16 protein-coding genes are annotated in these 16,495 nt (G+C 72.2%); 12 read left to right on the top strand and 4 right to left on the bottom strand.

Annotated elements, in window-relative coordinates:
• Nucleotide 1: 1 nt before the first annotated feature.
• From alr to tsaE, 3 genes are all read left to right on the top strand, one after another.
• Nucleotides 2-1,159 (top strand): alanine racemase, encoded by a 1,158-nt coding sequence (gene alr / locus OG948_RS22375; protein ID WP_406300316.1) that lies wholly within the window; start codon nucleotides 2-4, stop codon nucleotides 1,157-1,159.
• A complete protein-coding gene (locus OG948_RS22380; RefSeq protein WP_406298202.1) occupies nucleotides 1,156-2,298 on the top strand; it encodes an alpha/beta fold hydrolase in 1,143 nt (380 codons plus the stop codon). Before alr ends, OG948_RS22380 begins: the two co-directional genes overlap by 4 nt.
• Before the next feature lie 146 nt (nucleotides 2,299-2,444).
• Nucleotides 2,445-2,975 (top strand): tRNA (adenosine(37)-N6)-threonylcarbamoyltransferase complex ATPase subunit type 1 TsaE, encoded by a 531-nt coding sequence (gene tsaE / locus OG948_RS22385; RefSeq protein ID WP_406298203.1) that lies wholly within the window; start codon nucleotides 2,445-2,447, stop codon nucleotides 2,973-2,975.
• A gap of 51 nt (nucleotides 2,976-3,026) precedes the next feature.
• Here the strand turns inward: tsaE and OG948_RS22390 are convergent, their stop codons facing one another.
• The gene (locus tag OG948_RS22390; protein ID WP_406298204.1) at nucleotides 3,027-5,342 is read right to left on the bottom strand and encodes a transglycosylase domain-containing protein; all 2,316 of its coding nucleotides are present in this window, start codon (nucleotides 5,340-5,342) and stop codon (nucleotides 3,027-3,029) included.
• A gap of 179 nt (nucleotides 5,343-5,521) precedes the next feature.
• On the bottom strand, nucleotides 5,522-6,142 hold the full coding sequence (locus OG948_RS22395; protein ID WP_406298205.1) for a L,D-transpeptidase: 621 nt from the start codon (nucleotides 6,140-6,142) through the stop codon (nucleotides 5,522-5,524).
• Between the two features lie 183 nt (nucleotides 6,143-6,325).
• Between OG948_RS22395 and tsaB the strand changes: the two genes are divergently transcribed.
• The 5 genes from tsaB to OG948_RS22420 all read left to right on the top strand — a co-directional run bounded on the left by tsaB (nucleotide 6,326) and on the right by OG948_RS22420 (nucleotide 10,231).
• Nucleotides 6,326-7,009 (top strand): tRNA (adenosine(37)-N6)-threonylcarbamoyltransferase complex dimerization subunit type 1 TsaB, encoded by a 684-nt coding sequence (gene tsaB / locus OG948_RS22400; protein WP_406298206.1) that lies wholly within the window; start codon nucleotides 6,326-6,328, stop codon nucleotides 7,007-7,009.
• 124 nt (nucleotides 7,010-7,133) lie between these two features.
• The gene (gene rimI / locus OG948_RS22405) at nucleotides 7,134-7,622 is read left to right on the top strand and encodes a ribosomal protein S18-alanine N-acetyltransferase (protein WP_406298207.1); all 489 of its coding nucleotides are present in this window, start codon (nucleotides 7,134-7,136) and stop codon (nucleotides 7,620-7,622) included.
• The gene (gene tsaD, locus OG948_RS22410) at nucleotides 7,615-8,658 is read left to right on the top strand and encodes a tRNA (adenosine(37)-N6)-threonylcarbamoyltransferase complex transferase subunit TsaD (protein ID WP_406298208.1); all 1,044 of its coding nucleotides are present in this window, start codon (nucleotides 7,615-7,617) and stop codon (nucleotides 8,656-8,658) included. Before rimI ends, tsaD begins: the two co-directional genes overlap by 8 nt.
• A 59-nt stretch (nucleotides 8,659-8,717) precedes the next feature.
• On the top strand, nucleotides 8,718-8,993 hold the full coding sequence (locus tag OG948_RS22415) for a hypothetical protein (protein WP_406298209.1): 276 nt from the start codon (nucleotides 8,718-8,720) through the stop codon (nucleotides 8,991-8,993).
• Nucleotides 8,994-9,337: 344 nt separating this feature from the next.
• Nucleotides 9,338-10,231 carry a polysaccharide deacetylase family protein gene (locus OG948_RS22420; RefSeq protein ID WP_406298210.1) on the top strand — a complete coding sequence of 298 codons (894 nt, stop codon included), beginning with the start codon at nucleotides 9,338-9,340 and terminating at the stop codon, nucleotides 10,229-10,231.
• 19 nt (nucleotides 10,232-10,250) lie between these two features.
• On the opposite strand, the gene OG948_RS22425 is transcribed toward OG948_RS22420, so the two are convergent.
• A complete protein-coding gene (locus tag OG948_RS22425; RefSeq protein WP_406298211.1) occupies nucleotides 10,251-11,459 on the bottom strand; it encodes a THUMP-like domain-containing protein in 1,209 nt (402 codons plus the stop codon).
• Between the two features lie 245 nt (nucleotides 11,460-11,704).
• On the opposite strand from OG948_RS22425, the gene groES reads away from it, so the two are divergent.
• From groES to OG948_RS22440, 3 genes are all read left to right on the top strand, one after another.
• Nucleotides 11,705-12,013, top strand: coding sequence for a co-chaperone GroES (groES, locus tag OG948_RS22430; protein WP_161359282.1), 309 nt, complete (start codon nucleotides 11,705-11,707; stop codon nucleotides 12,011-12,013).
• A 134-nt stretch (nucleotides 12,014-12,147) separates the two neighbouring features.
• On the top strand, nucleotides 12,148-13,776 hold the full coding sequence (gene groL / locus OG948_RS22435) for a chaperonin GroEL (protein WP_395871633.1): 1,629 nt from the start codon (nucleotides 12,148-12,150) through the stop codon (nucleotides 13,774-13,776).
• Nucleotides 13,777-13,970: 194 nt separating this feature from the next.
• Nucleotides 13,971-14,789 carry an SDR family oxidoreductase gene (locus OG948_RS22440; RefSeq protein WP_406298212.1) on the top strand — a complete coding sequence of 273 codons (819 nt, stop codon included), beginning with the start codon at nucleotides 13,971-13,973 and terminating at the stop codon, nucleotides 14,787-14,789.
• 145 nt (nucleotides 14,790-14,934) lie between these two features.
• Here OG948_RS22440 and OG948_RS22445 read toward each other — a convergent pair whose 3' ends face one another.
• Nucleotides 14,935-15,270, bottom strand: coding sequence for a WhiB family transcriptional regulator (locus tag OG948_RS22445; RefSeq protein ID WP_406298213.1), 336 nt, complete (start codon nucleotides 15,268-15,270; stop codon nucleotides 14,935-14,937).
• 491 nt (nucleotides 15,271-15,761) lie between these two features.
• On the opposite strand from OG948_RS22445, the gene OG948_RS22450 reads away from it, so the two are divergent.
• Complete coding sequence (locus tag OG948_RS22450; RefSeq protein WP_020549179.1) at nucleotides 15,762-16,373, top strand: response regulator transcription factor; 612 nt, start codon at nucleotides 15,762-15,764, stop codon at nucleotides 16,371-16,373.
• Nucleotides 16,374-16,495: the final 122 nt, after the last annotated feature.

Genomic DNA, 16,495 nt, shown 5'->3' on the forward strand with positions numbered 1-16,495 from the left:
CATGCGTGCCGAGGCGCGGATCGATCTCGATGCCATTCGGGACAACATCGCGGCCGTCCGGGCTCGGGTGGGCTCGGCGGCGGTGATGAGCGTGGTCAAGGCGGACGCCTACGGACACGGCCTGCTCCCGTGCGCGCGGGCGGCCCGTGCGGGCGGCGCCGCGTGGCTGGGCACCGCGGTGGTCGAGGAGGCGCTCGCGTTGCGCGCGGCCGGCGACACCGGGCGCGTGCTCACCTGGTTGTGGGCCCCGGGCGACCGCTTCGAGGACGCGGTGCGCGCCGACGTGGACATCTCGGTGAGCGGGCTCTGGGCGATGCGCGAGGTGGTGGACGCCGCACGGGCGAGCGGCCGGACCGCACGCGTGCACCTCAAGGCGGACACCGGCCTGGGCCGCAACGGTTGCCAGCCCGCCGACTGGCCGGCCCTGGTCGAGGCCGGGCTCAAGGCCCAGGCCGACGGCGCCGTGGAGGTGGTCGGCCTGTGGTCGCACTTCGCCTGCGCGGACGAGCCCGGACACCCCTCGATCCCGGTGCAACTGGTCGAGTTCACCGAGATGCTGGCGCACGCCGAGGGCCGCGGGGTCACCCCCGAGGTGCGGCACATGGCCAACTCGCCCGCGACGCTGCTGCTGCCCGAGTCGTACTTCGACCTGGTCCGGGTGGGCCTGGTCAGCTATGGCCTGTCGCCCGTGCCGGAGGTCGGCGGCCCCGCCGACTTCGGGCTGCGCCCGGCGATGACGCTGGCGGCGAGCCTGGCCGGGGTCAAGCGGGTCCCGGCCGGGCACGGCGTGTCCTACGGGCACTCGTGGATCGCGCCGCGCGAGACCACGCTCGCGCTGGTGCCCACCGGCTACGCGGACGGCATCCCCAGGAACGCGAGCAACGCCGGTCCGGTCCTGGTGGCCGGCCGCCGGCGCACGATCGCGGGCCGGGTGGCGATGGACCAGTTCGTGGTCGACCTCGGCGACGACCCGGCCGCCGCGGGCGACGAGGCGATCCTGTTCGGGCCGGGCGATCGGGGCGAGCCCACCGCGGAGGACTGGGCGGTGGCGACCGGCACGATCAGCTACGAGATCGTCACCCGGATCGGCGCGCGGGTGCCTCGCGTGTACACCGGGACGACCGCCGGGACGACCGCCACCGGGACGGCCGCGCCGTGAGCACCCCCGTGCCGGGCCCCTCCGGCGGCGGTCGTGCGCTCGGCCGCCGGGCCGGCATCGTGGGCGCCGCGGTCGGTGTGCTCGCGGCCGGCGCCGCCGCGGGCGTGGCGATCGAGCGAATGACCGTCGGCCGCGCGTTCCGCCGCCGGACCGAGGCGCAGATGGACGCGCTGGCCGAGTTCGGCACGTTGCGCGGCGAACCGCACATCGTCACCACCGGCGACGGCATCGAGCTGTACGCCGAGGTGGACGGCAGGCGCGACGCGGCGGTGACCGTGGTGCTGTGTCACGGCTACTGCCTCGACATGGACTGCTGGCACTACCAGCGGGCCGAACTGCGCGACGAGTACCGCCTGGTGTTCTACGACCAGCGCAGCCACGGCCGATCCGGCCGGGGCGCGCCGGAGACCTCGACGATCGACCACCTCGGCGCCGACCTGTACACGGTGCTGACGGAACTGGCGCCCGAGGGACCGCTCGTGCTGCTGGGCCACTCGATGGGCGGGATGACCATCATGGCGCTGGCCGATCAGCACCCCGAGTTGTTCGGGGACCGGGTGATCGGCGTCGCGCTGATGAACACCTCGGCGGGCCGCTGGGCGACGGTGACGCTGGGCATTCCCGCGGCCGGCGCCCGGCTGGTGCACCGGATCGCGCCCGGGTTGCTGCGTACGCTCGGCCGGCGGGCCGCGCTGGTGGAGGCGGGTCGGCGGGCGGCCCGCGACCTGGTGTACCTGTTCACCGAGCGGTACGCGTTCGACTCCGAGGTGGATCCGACCCTGGTGCGGTTCACCGACCGGATGATCTCCGGTACGCCGATCGACGTGATCGCCGAGTTCTTCCCGGCCTTCGAGGCACACGACAAGATGGCCGCGCTGCCGGCGCTGGCGGGGGTGGAGACGCTCGTGGTGGGCGGCGAGGGCGACCTGATCGCGCCGGCCACGCACAGCGAGGCGATCAAGGAGGCGCTGCCCGGCGCCGAGTTGCTGATCGTGCCGCAGTCGGGGCACCTGACCCCGCTGGAGCATCCGGAGGTGGTCAACGCGGCCGTGCGCGATCTTCTCGCGCGCGCCGCGAGTGCACCCGGGCGGCGCGCCGGGCGATCCGGCGGGCACGCGCGCGGCGAATCGTCCGCATAGGTCGGAATCGACGCGAGTCGTGATCCTGCGGGACAGTGATCCCGGGTGATGACCTCGAGCGATGATCCCGGGAAGCCGGGACGGCTCGGGGAGGGCGGGCCCGAAGCGGTTCGGGTTCGCGAGTTCGGCGTGGTGGGAGTGCTGAAGTGGTGCGAAGTGTGACGGTGACGGTCGCCGGCGGCGCGGACACGCGCGCGCTCGGCGCCCGCCTGGCCAAGTTGCTGCGGGCCGGCGACCTGATCGTGCTGTCCGGCGGCCTGGGCGCGGGCAAGACCACGCTGACCCAGGGCATCGGGGTCGGCCTGGGAGTGCGCGGCGCGGTGACCTCGCCGACGTTCGTGATCGCCCGGGTGCACCCCTCCGAGGTCGGCGGCCCGGCCCTGGTGCACGTCGACGCCTATCGGCTCGGCGGTTCGGCGGACGTCACCGCCGAGATCGACGGCCTGGACCTGGACGCCTCGCTCGACGAGTCGGTGACCGTCGTGGAGTGGGGCGAGGGCATGGTCGAGGAACTGACCGAGGACCGCCTGGACATCGCCATCGCGCGCGACGCGCTCGGGCCGGACGCGCTCGCGGAGAGCGCGACCGACTTCGCCGGCGACGAGGTGCGCGCGATCCGGGTGACCGGGGTCGGCGCCCGCTGGGCGAGCGTCGACCTCGACGCGTTGGCGGGCTGAACCGGACCGGGATCGGCCGACCCGGACCGGGACCAAGGCCCTGGGCCGGGATCAGGTGACGGCCGCCGCCGGGGACTCGGGCGCGTCCGGGGACTCGGGCACGTTCGAGGGCGGGCGGCTGGTCGCGCCGCCGCCGCCCGAACCGCCCGGCGGGGCGGACGTGGCCGGCGGGCGGGTGCCGGTCGCCGGGGGCGTGGTCGGCGGAGCGGTGGTGCCGGTGTCGCCGGTCGGCGGTCCGGTGGTCGGCGTGGCCGGCGCGCTGGGCGTGGCGGTACCGGTGTTCGGCGGCACCAGGCTGGTGTCCGGCCCACCGAGGCCGCCGGCGGTCTCCTCCGGGAAGTCGGTCGCCTTCTGCCCGGCGAGTGCGGCACGCATGTAGGTCGTCCACATCCGGGTCGGCAGGTTGCCGCCGTCCACCCGTTCCAGCCCGGCGACCCCGGACAGGGACAGGAACGCGTGCGTCGCGGCGTCCTCGCGGAACATGCCCATCGAGGTGGACAGGTCCGGGGTGTACCCGACGAACCAGGCCGAGCGGTTGTCGTCGGTGGTGCCGGTCTTGCCCGCCGCCGGGCGGTTCAGCGCCTGTGCGCGAAATCCGGTGCCGCTGTCCACGACGCCGCGCAGCACCTGGGTGACCGCGTTCGCCTCCTGGTCGTCGTAGGGGTTCTCGGTGTCGTGATCGGGCAGGTCCACGGTGTCGCCGGAGCGGGTCAACCGGTCCACCGGGTAGGGCGCGCGCTGTTTGCCCTCGGCCGCGAACGTGGCGTACGCCGAGGCCATGTCCAGCGCGCTGGGGGTGGAGGTGCCCAGCGACACGGACGGGATCGGTTGCAGCCCCGGCGTGCTCGCGGGCAGTCCCGCGTCCACCGCGGCCCGCACCACCCGGTCGGGGCCGACGTCCATGCCCAGTTGGGTGTAGACGGTGTTCACCGACTTGTCCATCGCCCGGGCCAGGGTGATCTGCCCGTAGTCGACGCCGTCCTCGTTGCCCGGTTGCCAGGGCACGCCGTCCTGGAGGACGGGCTTGCCGTTCGGGTAGCGGATCACCACGTTGTCGTTGCCGTTGTAGACCGTGCGCGGGCTGATCCGGTCCCGCCTGCCGTCGCGGTCCTGCACGCCGTCGCGCAGTCCGGCGGCCAGCACGAACGGCTTGAACGTGGAGCCGACCTGCACGTCGCGGCGGGTGGCGTCGTTGACGAACTGCCGGACGTAGTTCGGGCCGCCGTAGATCGCGACGATCCGGCCGCTGCCCGGCTCCACCGACGCCGCGGCGACGCGTACGCCGACGTCCGCGGAGCGCTCGGCCGGGTCCAGCGACTGGGCGAGCTGGTCCTGCACGGTCTGCTGGAGCACCTCGGTCATGCGCTTGTCGAATGTCGTGGTGATCGCGTAGCCGCCGGCGTCGAGCCGGTCCTCGTCGACCACGTCGTGGTCGAGCAGGTAGCGCTTGGCCATCTCCACCAGATAGCCGTTGACCCCGGCCAGGTTGGCCGCCGGACGCGGGTCGATCGGCTCCGGGAAGACCATGCCGGCGCGCTGCTCGGGGGTGAGCCACTTCTCCTTGACCATGCCGTCCAGGACGTAGTCCCAGCGTGCGAGCACCCGCCGCCGGCCCGCCTCGGTGGTGTTGCGGACGTCGTTGGCGCTGGGCGCGTTCAGCAGCACCGCCAGGTAGGCGCCCTGCTCGACGGTGAGTTGCCCGACGTCGATGCCGTAGTACGCCTGCGCGGCGGCCTGGATCCCGTACGCGCCGCGGCCGAAGTACACGCTGTTGAGGTAGCCGGTGAGGATCTCGTCCTTGGAGACGGTGCGGTCGAGTTTGACCGAGATGATCGCCTCCTTGAACTTGCGGCCCAGCGTCTGCTCCTGGGTCAGGTAGACGTTCTTGACGTACTGCTGGGTGATCGTCGAACCGCCCTGGAGACCGTCCGAGCCACCCGCGGCGTTGCGCAGCAGGGCACGCACGGTGCCGGTGATCGATACGCCGGCGTTGGAGAAGAAGGAGCGGTCCTCGGCGGCGAGCACCGCGTGCTGCACGTCGATCGGGATCGCGGCCAGTGGCACGGTCTGCCGGTTGGTGGTGCCGGTGCGGGTGATCTCGCTGCCGTCGCTCCAGTACCAGACGTTGCTCTGCTGCCGGGCCTGGGCGTTGACGGTGTGCGGGACCGGGGTGACCGCGTAGACCAGGCCCACGGCGGCGAACAGGCCGGACAGGACCAGCAGGACGAAGGTGAGCAGGTGCTTGAACGAGGGCAACCAACGCCGGAGTCCCCGCCGATTGCTCCGGGGGTAGTCGAACAACCTGCGCCGGGGAGTCGGCCCCTGGACGTCGCCGGGACCGCTCGGACCGGAGGAGTCGTGCGCCACGCCGCCACCATTTCCTCGGTGCCATTGCCCTGACGGGCCCTGTCGGTCAGCCGCGCGTGCCCGATGGGGCTGGTGTGACCGGAGGGATCATCATCCTGATGATATGTGGGCAAAGCATGGGGATAGCCGCTGAATGGGGCAATGGTGGGCGTGGCGTGGTGAATCGGACCGCTGTGCGGTCAGGGCACCACGATCACGGGTGTGCCGACCGGGGCGAAGGCCCACAGGGCCGCGCCGTCGTCCGGCTTGGAGCGGATACCCGCGCTCCTGCCCGCCGGTGTGGAGGCCTTCGGACGTGCGGTGCCGCTGGGGGAGGGGCCGGGCTTGGCGCCGGTGTCGATCTTGTCCAGCGGGGTGTCCGTCGCGGCGAAGCCGAGCGGGATGCCCTGCACCGCGCCGAAGCGCACCGAGTAGGTGATCCGGAGGTTGTCGCTGCCGGTCTGCGCCTCCTCCTTCTTCAGGGTCACCTGGTACGAGCCCGGTTGCGGCTTGACCGGCGCGTTCGCGACGGCGTACTCGCGCAGCGTGCGCTCGGCCTCGTCGACCAGCCAGACGTGGCTGTCCTTGATCGAGTAGACGACCCGCTTGCCGGTGCCGGAGCCCGCGGGCACGGGCGGCGGTACGTAGACCGGGGGCACGGGCGCCCCGGACGGGGCGGTGGGGGTCGGCGTGTTCGTGCGCGCTATCCCCCGGTTGTCCGGTGCCGAGTTCGCGGCCTGCGCCGCGAGGAAGCCGACGCCGACCAGTGCGGCGATGGTGATGCCCGCGACGGCCACGCCCGGGTTGAGCCGCTTCGCCATTGCCTTGGGTCCCTCTTCCGCCGTGTGGTGGCCTCCATGGTGCCGGCAGGCACCGTCCGCGCGTTGGAGCCGGGTGCACTTTTCCTTCCCGGCGGCCCGCGGCGCCCGTCCGCACCCCGGGCACCCACGCGTCCCGCGGGCGCGGCGGGCGAGAGCGCGGCGCGCGGTCGGTAGCCTGGTGCCGTGCTGCTGCTCGCCTTCGACACCGCCACCCCGGCCGTCACGGTCGCCCTCCACGACGATTCCGCCGTCCTCGCCGGTTCCACCCGGGTCGACGCCCGTCGGCAGGGCGAACTGCTCGCGCCCGGCATCGCCGACGTGTTGCGCGCGGCGGGCCGAACCCGCGCCGACGTCACCGCCATCGCGGTCGGCGTCGGGCCCGGGCCGTACACCGGCCTACGCGTGGGCATCGTGACCGCGCTCGCGATGGGCGACGCGCTCGGCATCCCCGTGTACGGCGTGTGCACCCTCGACGCGCTCGCGTACGCGGCCCGCCGGGACGGCACCGTCACCGGGCCGTTCGTGGCGGCGACCGACGCGCGCCGCAAGGAGGTCTACTGGGCGCGGTACGACGATGCGGGCGCGCGCGTGCGGGGCCCGGCGGTGGATCGCGCCGGCGACCTGGCCGAGGACGTCACCAAGCTGCCGGCGGTGGGCGCGGGCGCCGCGTTGTACGCGGGGACGTTCACCGACGCGCGTTCGCCGGAGCACCCGGACGCGGCGGCGCTCGCGGCGTTCGCCGTACGGCGACTGGCGGCCGGGGAGGCCCTGTCGACCCCCGAGCCGTTGTACCTGCGCCGCCCCGACGCGCAGGTTCCCGCGGGCTACAAGGCCGTGACACCCGACGGACCGCCGCCCCGGGCCTGACGGTCACCGATCCGCGGTCCGCGACGCCGGCGCCACCCGGGCAACCCCTGACGGTCGCACCGCCCCCGGGCCGGCCCGATCGATCGGGCTCAAGGGGTGGTTGGGCAGTCGATACACTCCCGGCATGGAATCCGGCCCTCGGCTGCGGCGCATGCGGTGGTGGGACATCGAGGCCGTCATGCGACTCGAACACGAACTGTTCGCCGAGGACGCGTGGTCGGCCGGGATGTTCTGGTCCGAGTTGTCCGAGCCCGAGTTGCGCTGTTACGTGGTGGCCGAGGACGAGACCGGGGCGCTCGCCGGGTACGCCGGGCTCGCGGTGATCGGCGACGAGGGCGACGTGCAGACGATCGGGGTGCGCCGCGATCGCTGGGGGACGGGCCTGGGCTCGGTGTTGTTGACCGAGCTGCTCGATCTGGCGCTCGAACGCGGCTGTCGGGACGTACTGCTGGAGGTGCGCGTGGACAACGCCCGCGCACAGGCGCTCTACGAGCGCTTCGGATTCAAGGGGATCGGCGTGCGGCGGGGCTATTACCAGCCCGCCAACGTGGACGCGCTCGTGATGCGCCGCGATCTCAAGGAACGTCGGGAAGGAACGGCCACCGGTGGCTGACGAACCACTCGTCCTGGGCATCGAGACCTCGTGCGACGAGACGGGCATCGGCATCGTGCGCGGCACCACGCTGCTCGCCGACGCGGTTGCCTCCAGCGTCGACGAACACGCCCGGTTCGGCGGGGTGGTGCCCGAGGTGGCCAGCCGCGCGCACCTGGAGGCGATGGTGCCCACGGTGCGCCGCGCGCTCGCCGACGCGGGTGTCACCATGCGCGACATCGACGCGATCGCGGTCACCTCCGGCCCCGGCCTGGCGGGGGCGCTGCTGGTCGGCGTCGCGGCGGCGAAGGGCTACGCGATCGCGCTGGACAAGCCGCTGTACGGCGTCAACCACCTGGCCTCGCACGTGTGCGTGGACCAGTTGGAGCACGGCAGGCTGCCCGAGCCGTGCATGGCCCTGCTGGTCTCCGGCGGACACTCCTCGCTGCTCCTGGTCCCCGACATCACCGCCGACGTGCGGCCGCTCGGGTCGACCATCGACGACGCGGCGGGCGAGGCGTTCGACAAGGTCGCGCGGGTGCTCGGGCTCGGCTTCCCGGGCGGACCGGTGATCGACCGGCGGGCGCGCGAGGGCGACCGCACGGCGATCGCCTTCCCACGCGGGCTGACCGGACCGCGCGACGCGCCCTTCGACTTCTCCTTCTCCGGCCTCAAGACCTCGGTCGCGCGCTGGGTCGAGGCCCGGCAGCGGGCCGGCGAGACGGTGCCGGTGGCCGACGTCGCGGCCTCCTTCCAGGAGGCGGTGGTGGACGTGCTGACCCGCAAGGCGATCCGCGCCTGCAAGGAGAACGGCGTCGAGCACCTGATGATGGGCGGCGGCGTCTCGGCCAACTCGCGGTTGCGCGCCCTGGCGCAGGAGCGCTGCGACGCGGCCGGGATCGTGCTGCGGGTGCCGCGGCCGGGCCTGTGCACCGACAACGGCGCGATGGTCGCCGCGCTGGGCGCCGAGATGGTCGCCCGGGACCGGGCCCCGTCCACGCTGTCCATCCCGGCCGACTCCTCGATGCCGGTCACGGTGACGCAGGCACTGTCGTAGTCGCGGGCGCTCACGCCGGAGTACGACGGTTCGGGAACGGTGGAGACGGGAGAGGCGAGATGGCGATCGCGGCGATGTGGGAGGCCAGGGCCGAGGCCGGTGGGGGAGCGGCGCTGGCCGCGTGGGTGCACGCCGCGGCGCTGCCGGTCCTCGTCGACGCGCCCGGCCTGGAAAGGGTCGAGGTGTTCGCCTCCTCCGACGAGCGGGACGGCGACCGGGTCGTGGTGATCGCGCTGTGGACCGGCGAGCCGGTGTCGCTGCCGGACCCCCCGGCCGCGCTGGCCGCCCGCCCGCCGCACGCGTGGAGCTTCGAACGGCTCAGCGTCGGCCCCTGACCGGGCGCCGCGTTCGGGCCGACACGCGCGAGTGGGCGTCCGGGTCCGCGTCGGAGTTCCGGTCCGTGTCGGCGTCCGGGCCCGCGTCGGGTCCGGGTCCGCGCAACACTCGACCCGCGTCCGACGAGGAGGCCATTCGCAAGCCGGACGCGGGTCGAGTGCCTTGGCTGATGGCTGCGTGCCGCCGCACGTGCCATTGGCCTTGCCGGGAGTGTGCCCAGCTCATCGGCTGCTCAACAGTCCTTCGACAGTCCCTTGAACAGCCCTTGTCCGGACCGTGACAGGCCGCCGCGACGCGTAGCGTGGGCGCGATCGGAGCACACGAACGAAAGGGCCCGGCGACAGTGGCGCATCGAACGGTACAAAAGCGGCGGGGCGCGGCCCGCACCTCGGCCCTGATCGGCCTGGCCGGCGCGCTGCTCGTCGCGCTGACCGGCTGCGGCGGCTCCGACGACACCGCCGCGGTCAAGGGCACCGGCCGGCCCACCGGCGGCGCGTCCACCGACCCGACCAGGCCCACACCCGCCGCGAAGCCGGACACCCCGGGCGCCGACGCCGCCGCGCTCGCCGCGAAGTGGAACCTGAAGCCGTTCACCCCGCCGCCCGCCCCGCCCGCGGTCAAGCCGATCAAGGCCGGCGGGCCCAAGCCGCCGGTGGTGGACAAGATCCCCACCGAGGAGAAGATCGTGTTCATCACGATCGACGACGGGGCGGAGAAGGATCCCGGGTTCCTCGACATGATGCGGGACCTGCGGATCCCGGTGTCGATGTTCCTCAACGACACCTACGTGCGGCAGGACCCGGAGTACTTCCGCAAGCTCCAGGCGCTCGGCGCCACGGTGCAGAACCACACGCTGTCCCACCCGGACCTCAAGACGCTGGGCGCGGAGGCGCAGAAGCACCAGATCTGCGGTCAGCAGGACCGACTCGCCGAGATCTACGGCAAGCGCCCGACGCTGTTCCGCCCGCCGTACGGCAACTGGAACGCGACCACGCAGACGGTGGCCGGTGGTTGCGGCGGGATCGACGCGATCGTCAAGTGGCAGGAGTCGATGCAGATCAACGACATGCAGTACGTGGGCGAGAAGAAGCTGCACCCGGGCGACATCATCCTGGCCCACTTCCGCGGGCCCGGTGAGCTCAAGGGCACCACGATGACCGAGATGTTCGGCAACATGCTGCGCAAGATCCAGGCCCAGGGCTACACGGTCGCGCGCCTGGAGGACTACATCGGCTGAGGCCCTCCCGGTCGCTCGACTACCCCGCCGAGGCCCGCCGATCGGTCGGCTGCCCCGGGGACACCGGCTGCCCGATCAGCATCGTGGGCGCGCCCGCCACCCGGGTCAGCAACACCGTGGCCGCGTTCGGGCCGGTCGGCCCGACCCGGCGGCGGACCTCCTCGGGTTCGACCGCCGAGCCGCGCTTCTTGACCGTGAGGTTGCCGACGCCGCGCTCGCGCAGCAGGGCCTTGAGCCGCTTCAGGTTGAACGGCAACACGTCGGTGATCTCGTACACGCTCGCGAACGCGGTGGCGACCAGCTTGTCCGAGGCGAGGTAGGCGATCGTCTCGTCCACCAGGTTGCCGTCCACCAACTCGCCCACCTCGGCCACCAGGTGCGCCCGGATCACCGCGCCGTCCGGCTCGTAGAGGTAGCGGCGGACCGGGCCCACCGGTGCCCTGCGGGCCGGGCCCGAGGCCAGCGCGGCGCCGGCGGGCAGCACGGTGGCGCGCAGGCCGCCACGCGCTAGCCGACCCCACCACAACACCGCCTCCTTGACGTCGCCGCGATCGGAGACCCACTCGGCCTCCATGCCCTCGGGCACGATCTCGTGCGGGATGCCGGGCGCGACCTTGGCCGCGCCGCACGGCACCCGGGCGGCGAGCGTGGTCAGGAACGAGAACGGCGGCGAGTATGCCCGGGGGTCGAAGGTGCGGCCCCGGGCGGTGCGCCGGGCCGGGTCGATCAGCGCCGCGTCGTACCCGCCCAACTCCACCTCGGTCACGTCCGCGCACTCGACGGTGAGCAGGTGCGCCAGGCCCAGCGCGTCGGCGTTGGCCCGGGCGACCGCGCAGGTCAGCGGGTCCAGGTCGACCGCGTGTACGGCGATCCCGGCGCGGGCCAGCGCGAGCGCGTCGCCGCCGATGCCGCAACACAGGTCCACGACCCGGTCGATCCCGCCGGCCGCGACCAGCCGGGCGGCCCGGTGCTCGGCCACCGAGGTGCGGGTGGACTGTTCCAGCCCATGGGGTGTGAAGTACATCCGCGCCGCGTCCGCACCGAACTTGGCCCGCCCGCGCTGCCGCAGCCGGGACTGGGTGAGCGCGGCGGCCACCAGCTCCGGCGTGTGCTCCCGACGCAGCCGGGTGGCCAACGACAGCTCTTCGCCGATCTCGTGGTCGGCGAGCAGGTCCAACAACGAATGGCCCTCGTCGGTCAGCAGCGCGGTGAAAGCTTCGGTGTGCACGCGCCCATTCTCGCCGAGCGCCGCCGGCCCCCGTCGGGAAGGCCACCGGTATGAACAATGCGGTCCGACGCGCTGAATCTGGCACTCTGGTTGACGGAGTGCTAACCGCCACCTAGTGTCTGTGCTGGCACTCTCCCCATGAGTGTGCCAGTGCGATACGAGCAGGTCCGGCACCCGCGACGACGGATCTGTCCCATCGCCGACAGACATTTTTCCGTGAGATCTCCGAAGGGGGAGGTCGCATCGTGACGACCGCCAACACCAAGGTTGCCATCAAGCCGCTCGAGGACCGCATCGTGGTTCAGACGCTTGAGGCCGAGCAGACCACCGCGTCGGGTCTCGTGATCCCGGACACCGCCAAGGAGAAGCCCCAGGAGGGCGTCGTCCTGGCCGTGGGCCCGGGTCGTTTCGAGGACGGTCAGCGTCTGCCGCTCGACGTGAGCGTCGGTGACACCGTGCTGTACAGCAAGTACGGCGGCACCGAGGTGAAGTACAACGGCGAGGAATACCTCGTTCTCTCGGCTCGCGACGTGCTCGCGATCATCGAGAAGTGACATCGCGCTGACGCGCCGGAACCGGTGACGGTTCGACGACCCCGCCCCGGATCGCCCTGCCCTCGCGGCCGGTGGACCCGGGGCGGAGTCGGTTGTACGACGTCGACTAGCAACCTTTAAGGACGAAGACCCTCATGGCGAAGATCCTCCAGTTCGACGAGAAGGCCCGGCGGTCGCTGGAGCGCGGCGTCAACGCGCTGGCCGACACCGTCAAGGTCACGCTCGGCCCCAAGGGCCGCAACGTCGTGATCGACAAGAAGTTCGGTGCCCCGACCATCACCAACGACGGCGTGACCATCGCCCGTGAGGTGGAGCTCGAGGACCCGTACGAGAACCTCGGCGCGCAGCTGGCCAAGGAAGTCGCGACCAAGACCAACGACATCGCGGGTGACGGCACCACCACCGCGACGGTGCTCGCCCAGGCGCTGGTACGCGAGGGTCTGCGCAACGTGGCCGCCGGCGCGGCCCCGATGGACCTGAAGAAGGGCATCGACCTCGCCGTCGCCGCGGTGTCCGAGCAGCTGCTCAAGACCGCCCGCGCGATCGACGGCAAGGAAGACATCGCCGCCGTCGCCGCGCTCTCGGCGCAGGACCAGCAGATCGGCGAGCTGATCGCCGAGGCCATGGACAAGGTCGGCAAGGACGGTGTGATCACCGTCGAGGAGTCCCAGACCATGGGTCTGGAGCTGGAGTTCGCCGAGGGCCTCCAGTTCGACAAGGGCTACCTGTCGCCGTACATGGTCACCGACCAGGAGCGTATGGAGGCCGTCCTCGACGACCCGTACATCCTGATCCACCAGGGCAAGATCTCGGCCATCGCCGAACTGCTGCCGCTGCTCGAGAAGATCATCCAGGCCGGCGCGTCCAAGCCGCTGCTGATCGTCGCCGAGGACGTCGACGGCGAGGCGCTGTCGACCCTGGTCGTGAACAAGATCCGCGGCACGTTCAACGCCGTCGCGGTCAAGGCCCCGGGCTTCGGCGACCGCCGCAAGGCGATGCTGGAGGACATGGCGATCCTGACCGGCGGTCAGGTCATCGCCCCCGAGGTCGGCCTCAAGCTCGACCAGGTCGGCCTGGAGGTGCTGGGCAGCGCCCGTCGCATCACCATCACCAAGGACGCGACCACCCTGGTCGACGGCGCCGGCGACGCCGCCGCGATCGCGGACCGGGTCAAGCAGATCAAGCGCGAGATCGACGACACCGACTCCGACTGGGACCGCGAGAAGCTCCAGGAGCGCCTCGCGAAGCTGGCCGGCGGCGTGTGCGTGATCCGTGTGGGCGCGGCCACCGAGGTCGAGCTCAAGGAGAAGAAGCACCGCCTCGAGGACGCGGTCTCCGCGACCCGCGCGGCCATCGAGGAGGGCATCGTCGCCGGCGGCGGCACCGCCCTGGTGCACGCCGTCTCCGTGCTCGCCGACAACCTCGGCCAGACCGGCGACATCGCGACCGGCGTCGCGGTCGTGCGCCGCGCCGCGGTCGAGCCGCTGCGCTGGATCGCCGAGAACGCGGGCCTCGAGGGCTACGTCATCGTCAACAAGGTGCAGGAGCTCGGCATCGGGCACGGCTTCAACGCCGCGACCGGCGAGTACGGCAACCTGGTCGACTCGGGCGTCATCGACCCGGTCAAGGTGACCCGTTCCGCGCTGCAGAACGCCGCGTCGATCGCGTCGCTGCTGCTCACGACCGAGACCCTGGTCGTCGAGAAGCCGGCCGAGGAAGAGCCCGCCGCGCACAACCACGGCGGCCACGGCCACTCGCACTAGTTCCACCCGCGACACCTGCGACACCCCGCGACACCCCGACGGGCCCGACCGCTTCGCAGCGGTCGGGCCCGTCGGCCTTTCCGGTGCCGGCCCGATCTGCGAGAGTGCCGGGAGCCGTTAACTGACGGACCGTCAGGAGTCGGTCGGGCGACTGCCGTCGAGCGCCGTCGGTCGGGCACCATCGAAGGAGAGACATGGGTACCTACGCGATCACCGGAGCGGCCTCGGGTCTGGGCGCCGCGACCAAGGCCCGACTGGAGGCGGACGGCCACCGGGTGATCGGCGTCGACCTGCACGACGCCGACGTCGAGGTGGACCTGAGCACCGCCGAGGGGCGCGCCGAGGCGATCGCCGCGGTCACCGGGCTGTCCGGCGGGGCACTCGACGGCTTCGTGCCCTTCGCGGGTCTGGCGGCGGCCACCGGGCGCCCGGGCGGTCTGCTCGTGTCGGTGAACTACTTCGGCGCGATCGCGCTCCTGGAGGGGCTGCGTCCGCTGCTCGCGGCCGGCACGAACGCGTCCGTCGTGCTGATCAGCTCGAACTCGACGACCGCCCAGCCGAACTGGCCGGTGGAGGTGGCCGAGTTGTGTCTGGCGGGCGACGAGGCGGGCGCGACGGCGGCGACCGAGGCGTTCGGCGAGTTCGCCGCGCTCCAGGCCTATCCCGCGACCAAGGCCGCGCTCGCGTGGTACGCGCGCATCAAGTGCGCCGAGTACATCGCCGACGGCATCCGGCTGAACGCGATCGCGCCGGGTCTGATCGAGACGCCGATGACGGCCGAGGGTCGCAAGGACCCGCTGACCGCCGAGGGCATGGAGATGTTCCTGAACACGATCCCGGCCGGCCGCGGCGGCCGGCCCGAGGAGATCGCCGCGCTGGTGGCGTTCCTGCTCGGCGGCGAGTCGAGCTTCTTCGTCGGTTCGGTGGTCTTCTGCGACGGCGGTACCGACGCGGCGTTCCGGGGCAAGGACTGGCCGAAGGTGTGGGAGATGGACATGTCCGCCTTCCAGTAGGCGATCGCGGCGCCTCGGCGTCGGTGTGGTGACACGCGCGGCGTCGCGTGCGTCACGTGCCGCGACTCGTGGTGACACGTGCCGTGCCCAAGCTCGGCGGCCCGCCCCCGGTTCCGGGGGCGGGCCGCCGAGCTTGGTGTGTGTCTCAGTGCGTCACGTGCGCGCCGCCGGCCGCGGCTGCCGCGCGTTCCGCGGCGACCCCGTGTCGGCGGTCGCTGTCGAGTTCGACCCGTTCGTCCTCGGTGAGCCCGCCCCATACGCCATACGGCTCGCGCACCTTCAGGGCGTGCGTGGCGCACTGGCGACGGACCGGGCACCGCATGCAGACTTCCTTGGCCGAAGCCTCTCGGGCGACCCTGGCGGCGCCTCGCTCGCCTTCGGGATGGAAGAACAGTGCGCTGTCGACTCCGCGACAGGCTGCCGAGAGCTGCCAGTCCCACAGATCGGCGTTGGGGCCGGGGAGTCGCGAGAAATCAGCCATGACTCGTCCCTCTTGCTTATCGCGTACGAGTTGTCGGTGAGCAGGGTTGCCACCTCGGGTGCAGACCGTGCAGAACAGTCGTGATCAAGCGATCAGAAGTAGGTGCGACTGTGTCACGAATTGATCAGTTCCAATCCTAATTCCCACTTATGCACTGAAAGCAGAAAAAATTACTCACTCTGGTGGCTCACGGACACCGGTGGGTGCGCTTCGGTGGGATTCGAGGAGGGGAAGCGGTGGAAGGTGACGGTGAGTGCGCGAACGATCACCCGTGCGTGTCCTCGGGCTCGGTCGCCTCGTTGTCGTAACGGCGGAGCGGAACTCCCCCCGTAACCCTTTCGAGTGATGCTCGTTGGGGTGGGTGAAGCGGTTGGCGATGGAGGCGGTCGGGGTCGAACCCCGAGTCACCGTTCTCCGGGACCGCCGCAAAGGAAACGGTACGTACAGGCGTGGAGGCTCAACGTGACGCGGATCCACTGCGGAGGCCGGCGATGACGACCGTCCTGGTCTGCGACGATTCCCCGCTGGTTCGGGAGACCCTGCGGCGGGCGGTGGCCACGGTCCCCGGCGTCGAGAGGGTGACGACGGCCACGAGTGGCGAGGAGGTACTGCGGCGCTGGGGCGCGGAGCGGTCCGATCTCGTCCTCATGGACGTGCGGATGCCCGGGCTCGGCGGCGTCGAGGCGGTGCGCCGCCTCCTGGCCGGCGACCCCGGCGCACGGGTGATCATGCTGACGATGGCCGAGGACCTGGACGGCGTGGCCCTCGCGGTCGCCGCCGGGGCTCGGGGATATCTGCACAAGGACGCGTCGCGCGCGGAGTTGCGCGCGACCGTCTCCCAGGCGCTCGCCGACCCGACCTGGCGGCTCGCGCCCCGGCGTCTGCGTTCGCCCGACATGGGCGTGGCGCCGACCCTGACGGCACGTGAGATCCAGGTGCTCGAAGGGATGAGTCACGGGCGCAGCAACGCCGAGATCGGGCGCGAACTGTTCCTGTCGGAGGACACCGTCAAGACCCACGCGCGCCGGCTGTTCAAGAAGCTGGGCGCGTCCGACCGGGCCCACGCGGTCGCGCTCGGATTCCGGTGGGGACTCGTGCGATGACGCACACACGCGAGGACTCCCCCGACCGTGAGGGGCCCGGGGGTCGCCTCCCGGGTGGGCACGGTCGGTGGGGACTTGTGCGATGAGGCGTGTGCCGACGGCCCCCGACGGGCGAGGGTCCG

It is taken from the genome of Embleya sp. NBC_00888 (genome assembly GCF_045207655.1).
In the GTDB taxonomy this organism is placed as follows: domain Bacteria; phylum Actinomycetota; class Actinomycetes; order Streptomycetales; family Streptomycetaceae; genus Embleya.

What these genes read in the sequence shown, in the direction of transcription:
- alr (WP_406300316.1), top strand. Translation starts at nt 2, where the DNA reads ATGCGTGCCGAGGCGCGGATCGATCTCGATGCCATTCGGGACAACATC.
- OG948_RS22395 (WP_406298205.1), bottom strand. Translation starts at nt 6,142, where the DNA reads ATGGCGAAGCGGCTCAACCCGGGCGTGGCCGTCGCGGGCATCACCATC.
- rimI (WP_406298207.1), top strand. Translation starts at nt 7,134, where the DNA reads ATGGAATCCGGCCCTCGGCTGCGGCGCATGCGGTGGTGGGACATCGAG.
- OG948_RS22415 (WP_406298209.1), top strand. Translation starts at nt 8,718, where the DNA reads ATGGCGATCGCGGCGATGTGGGAGGCCAGGGCCGAGGCCGGTGGGGGA.
- groL (WP_395871633.1), top strand. Translation starts at nt 12,148, where the DNA reads ATGGCGAAGATCCTCCAGTTCGACGAGAAGGCCCGGCGGTCGCTGGAG.
- OG948_RS22440 (WP_406298212.1), top strand. Translation starts at nt 13,971, where the DNA reads ATGGGTACCTACGCGATCACCGGAGCGGCCTCGGGTCTGGGCGCCGCG.
- OG948_RS22445 (WP_406298213.1), bottom strand. Translation starts at nt 15,270, where the DNA reads ATGGCTGATTTCTCGCGACTCCCCGGCCCCAACGCCGATCTGTGGGAC.
- OG948_RS22450 (WP_020549179.1), top strand. Translation starts at nt 15,762, where the DNA reads ATGACGACCGTCCTGGTCTGCGACGATTCCCCGCTGGTTCGGGAGACC.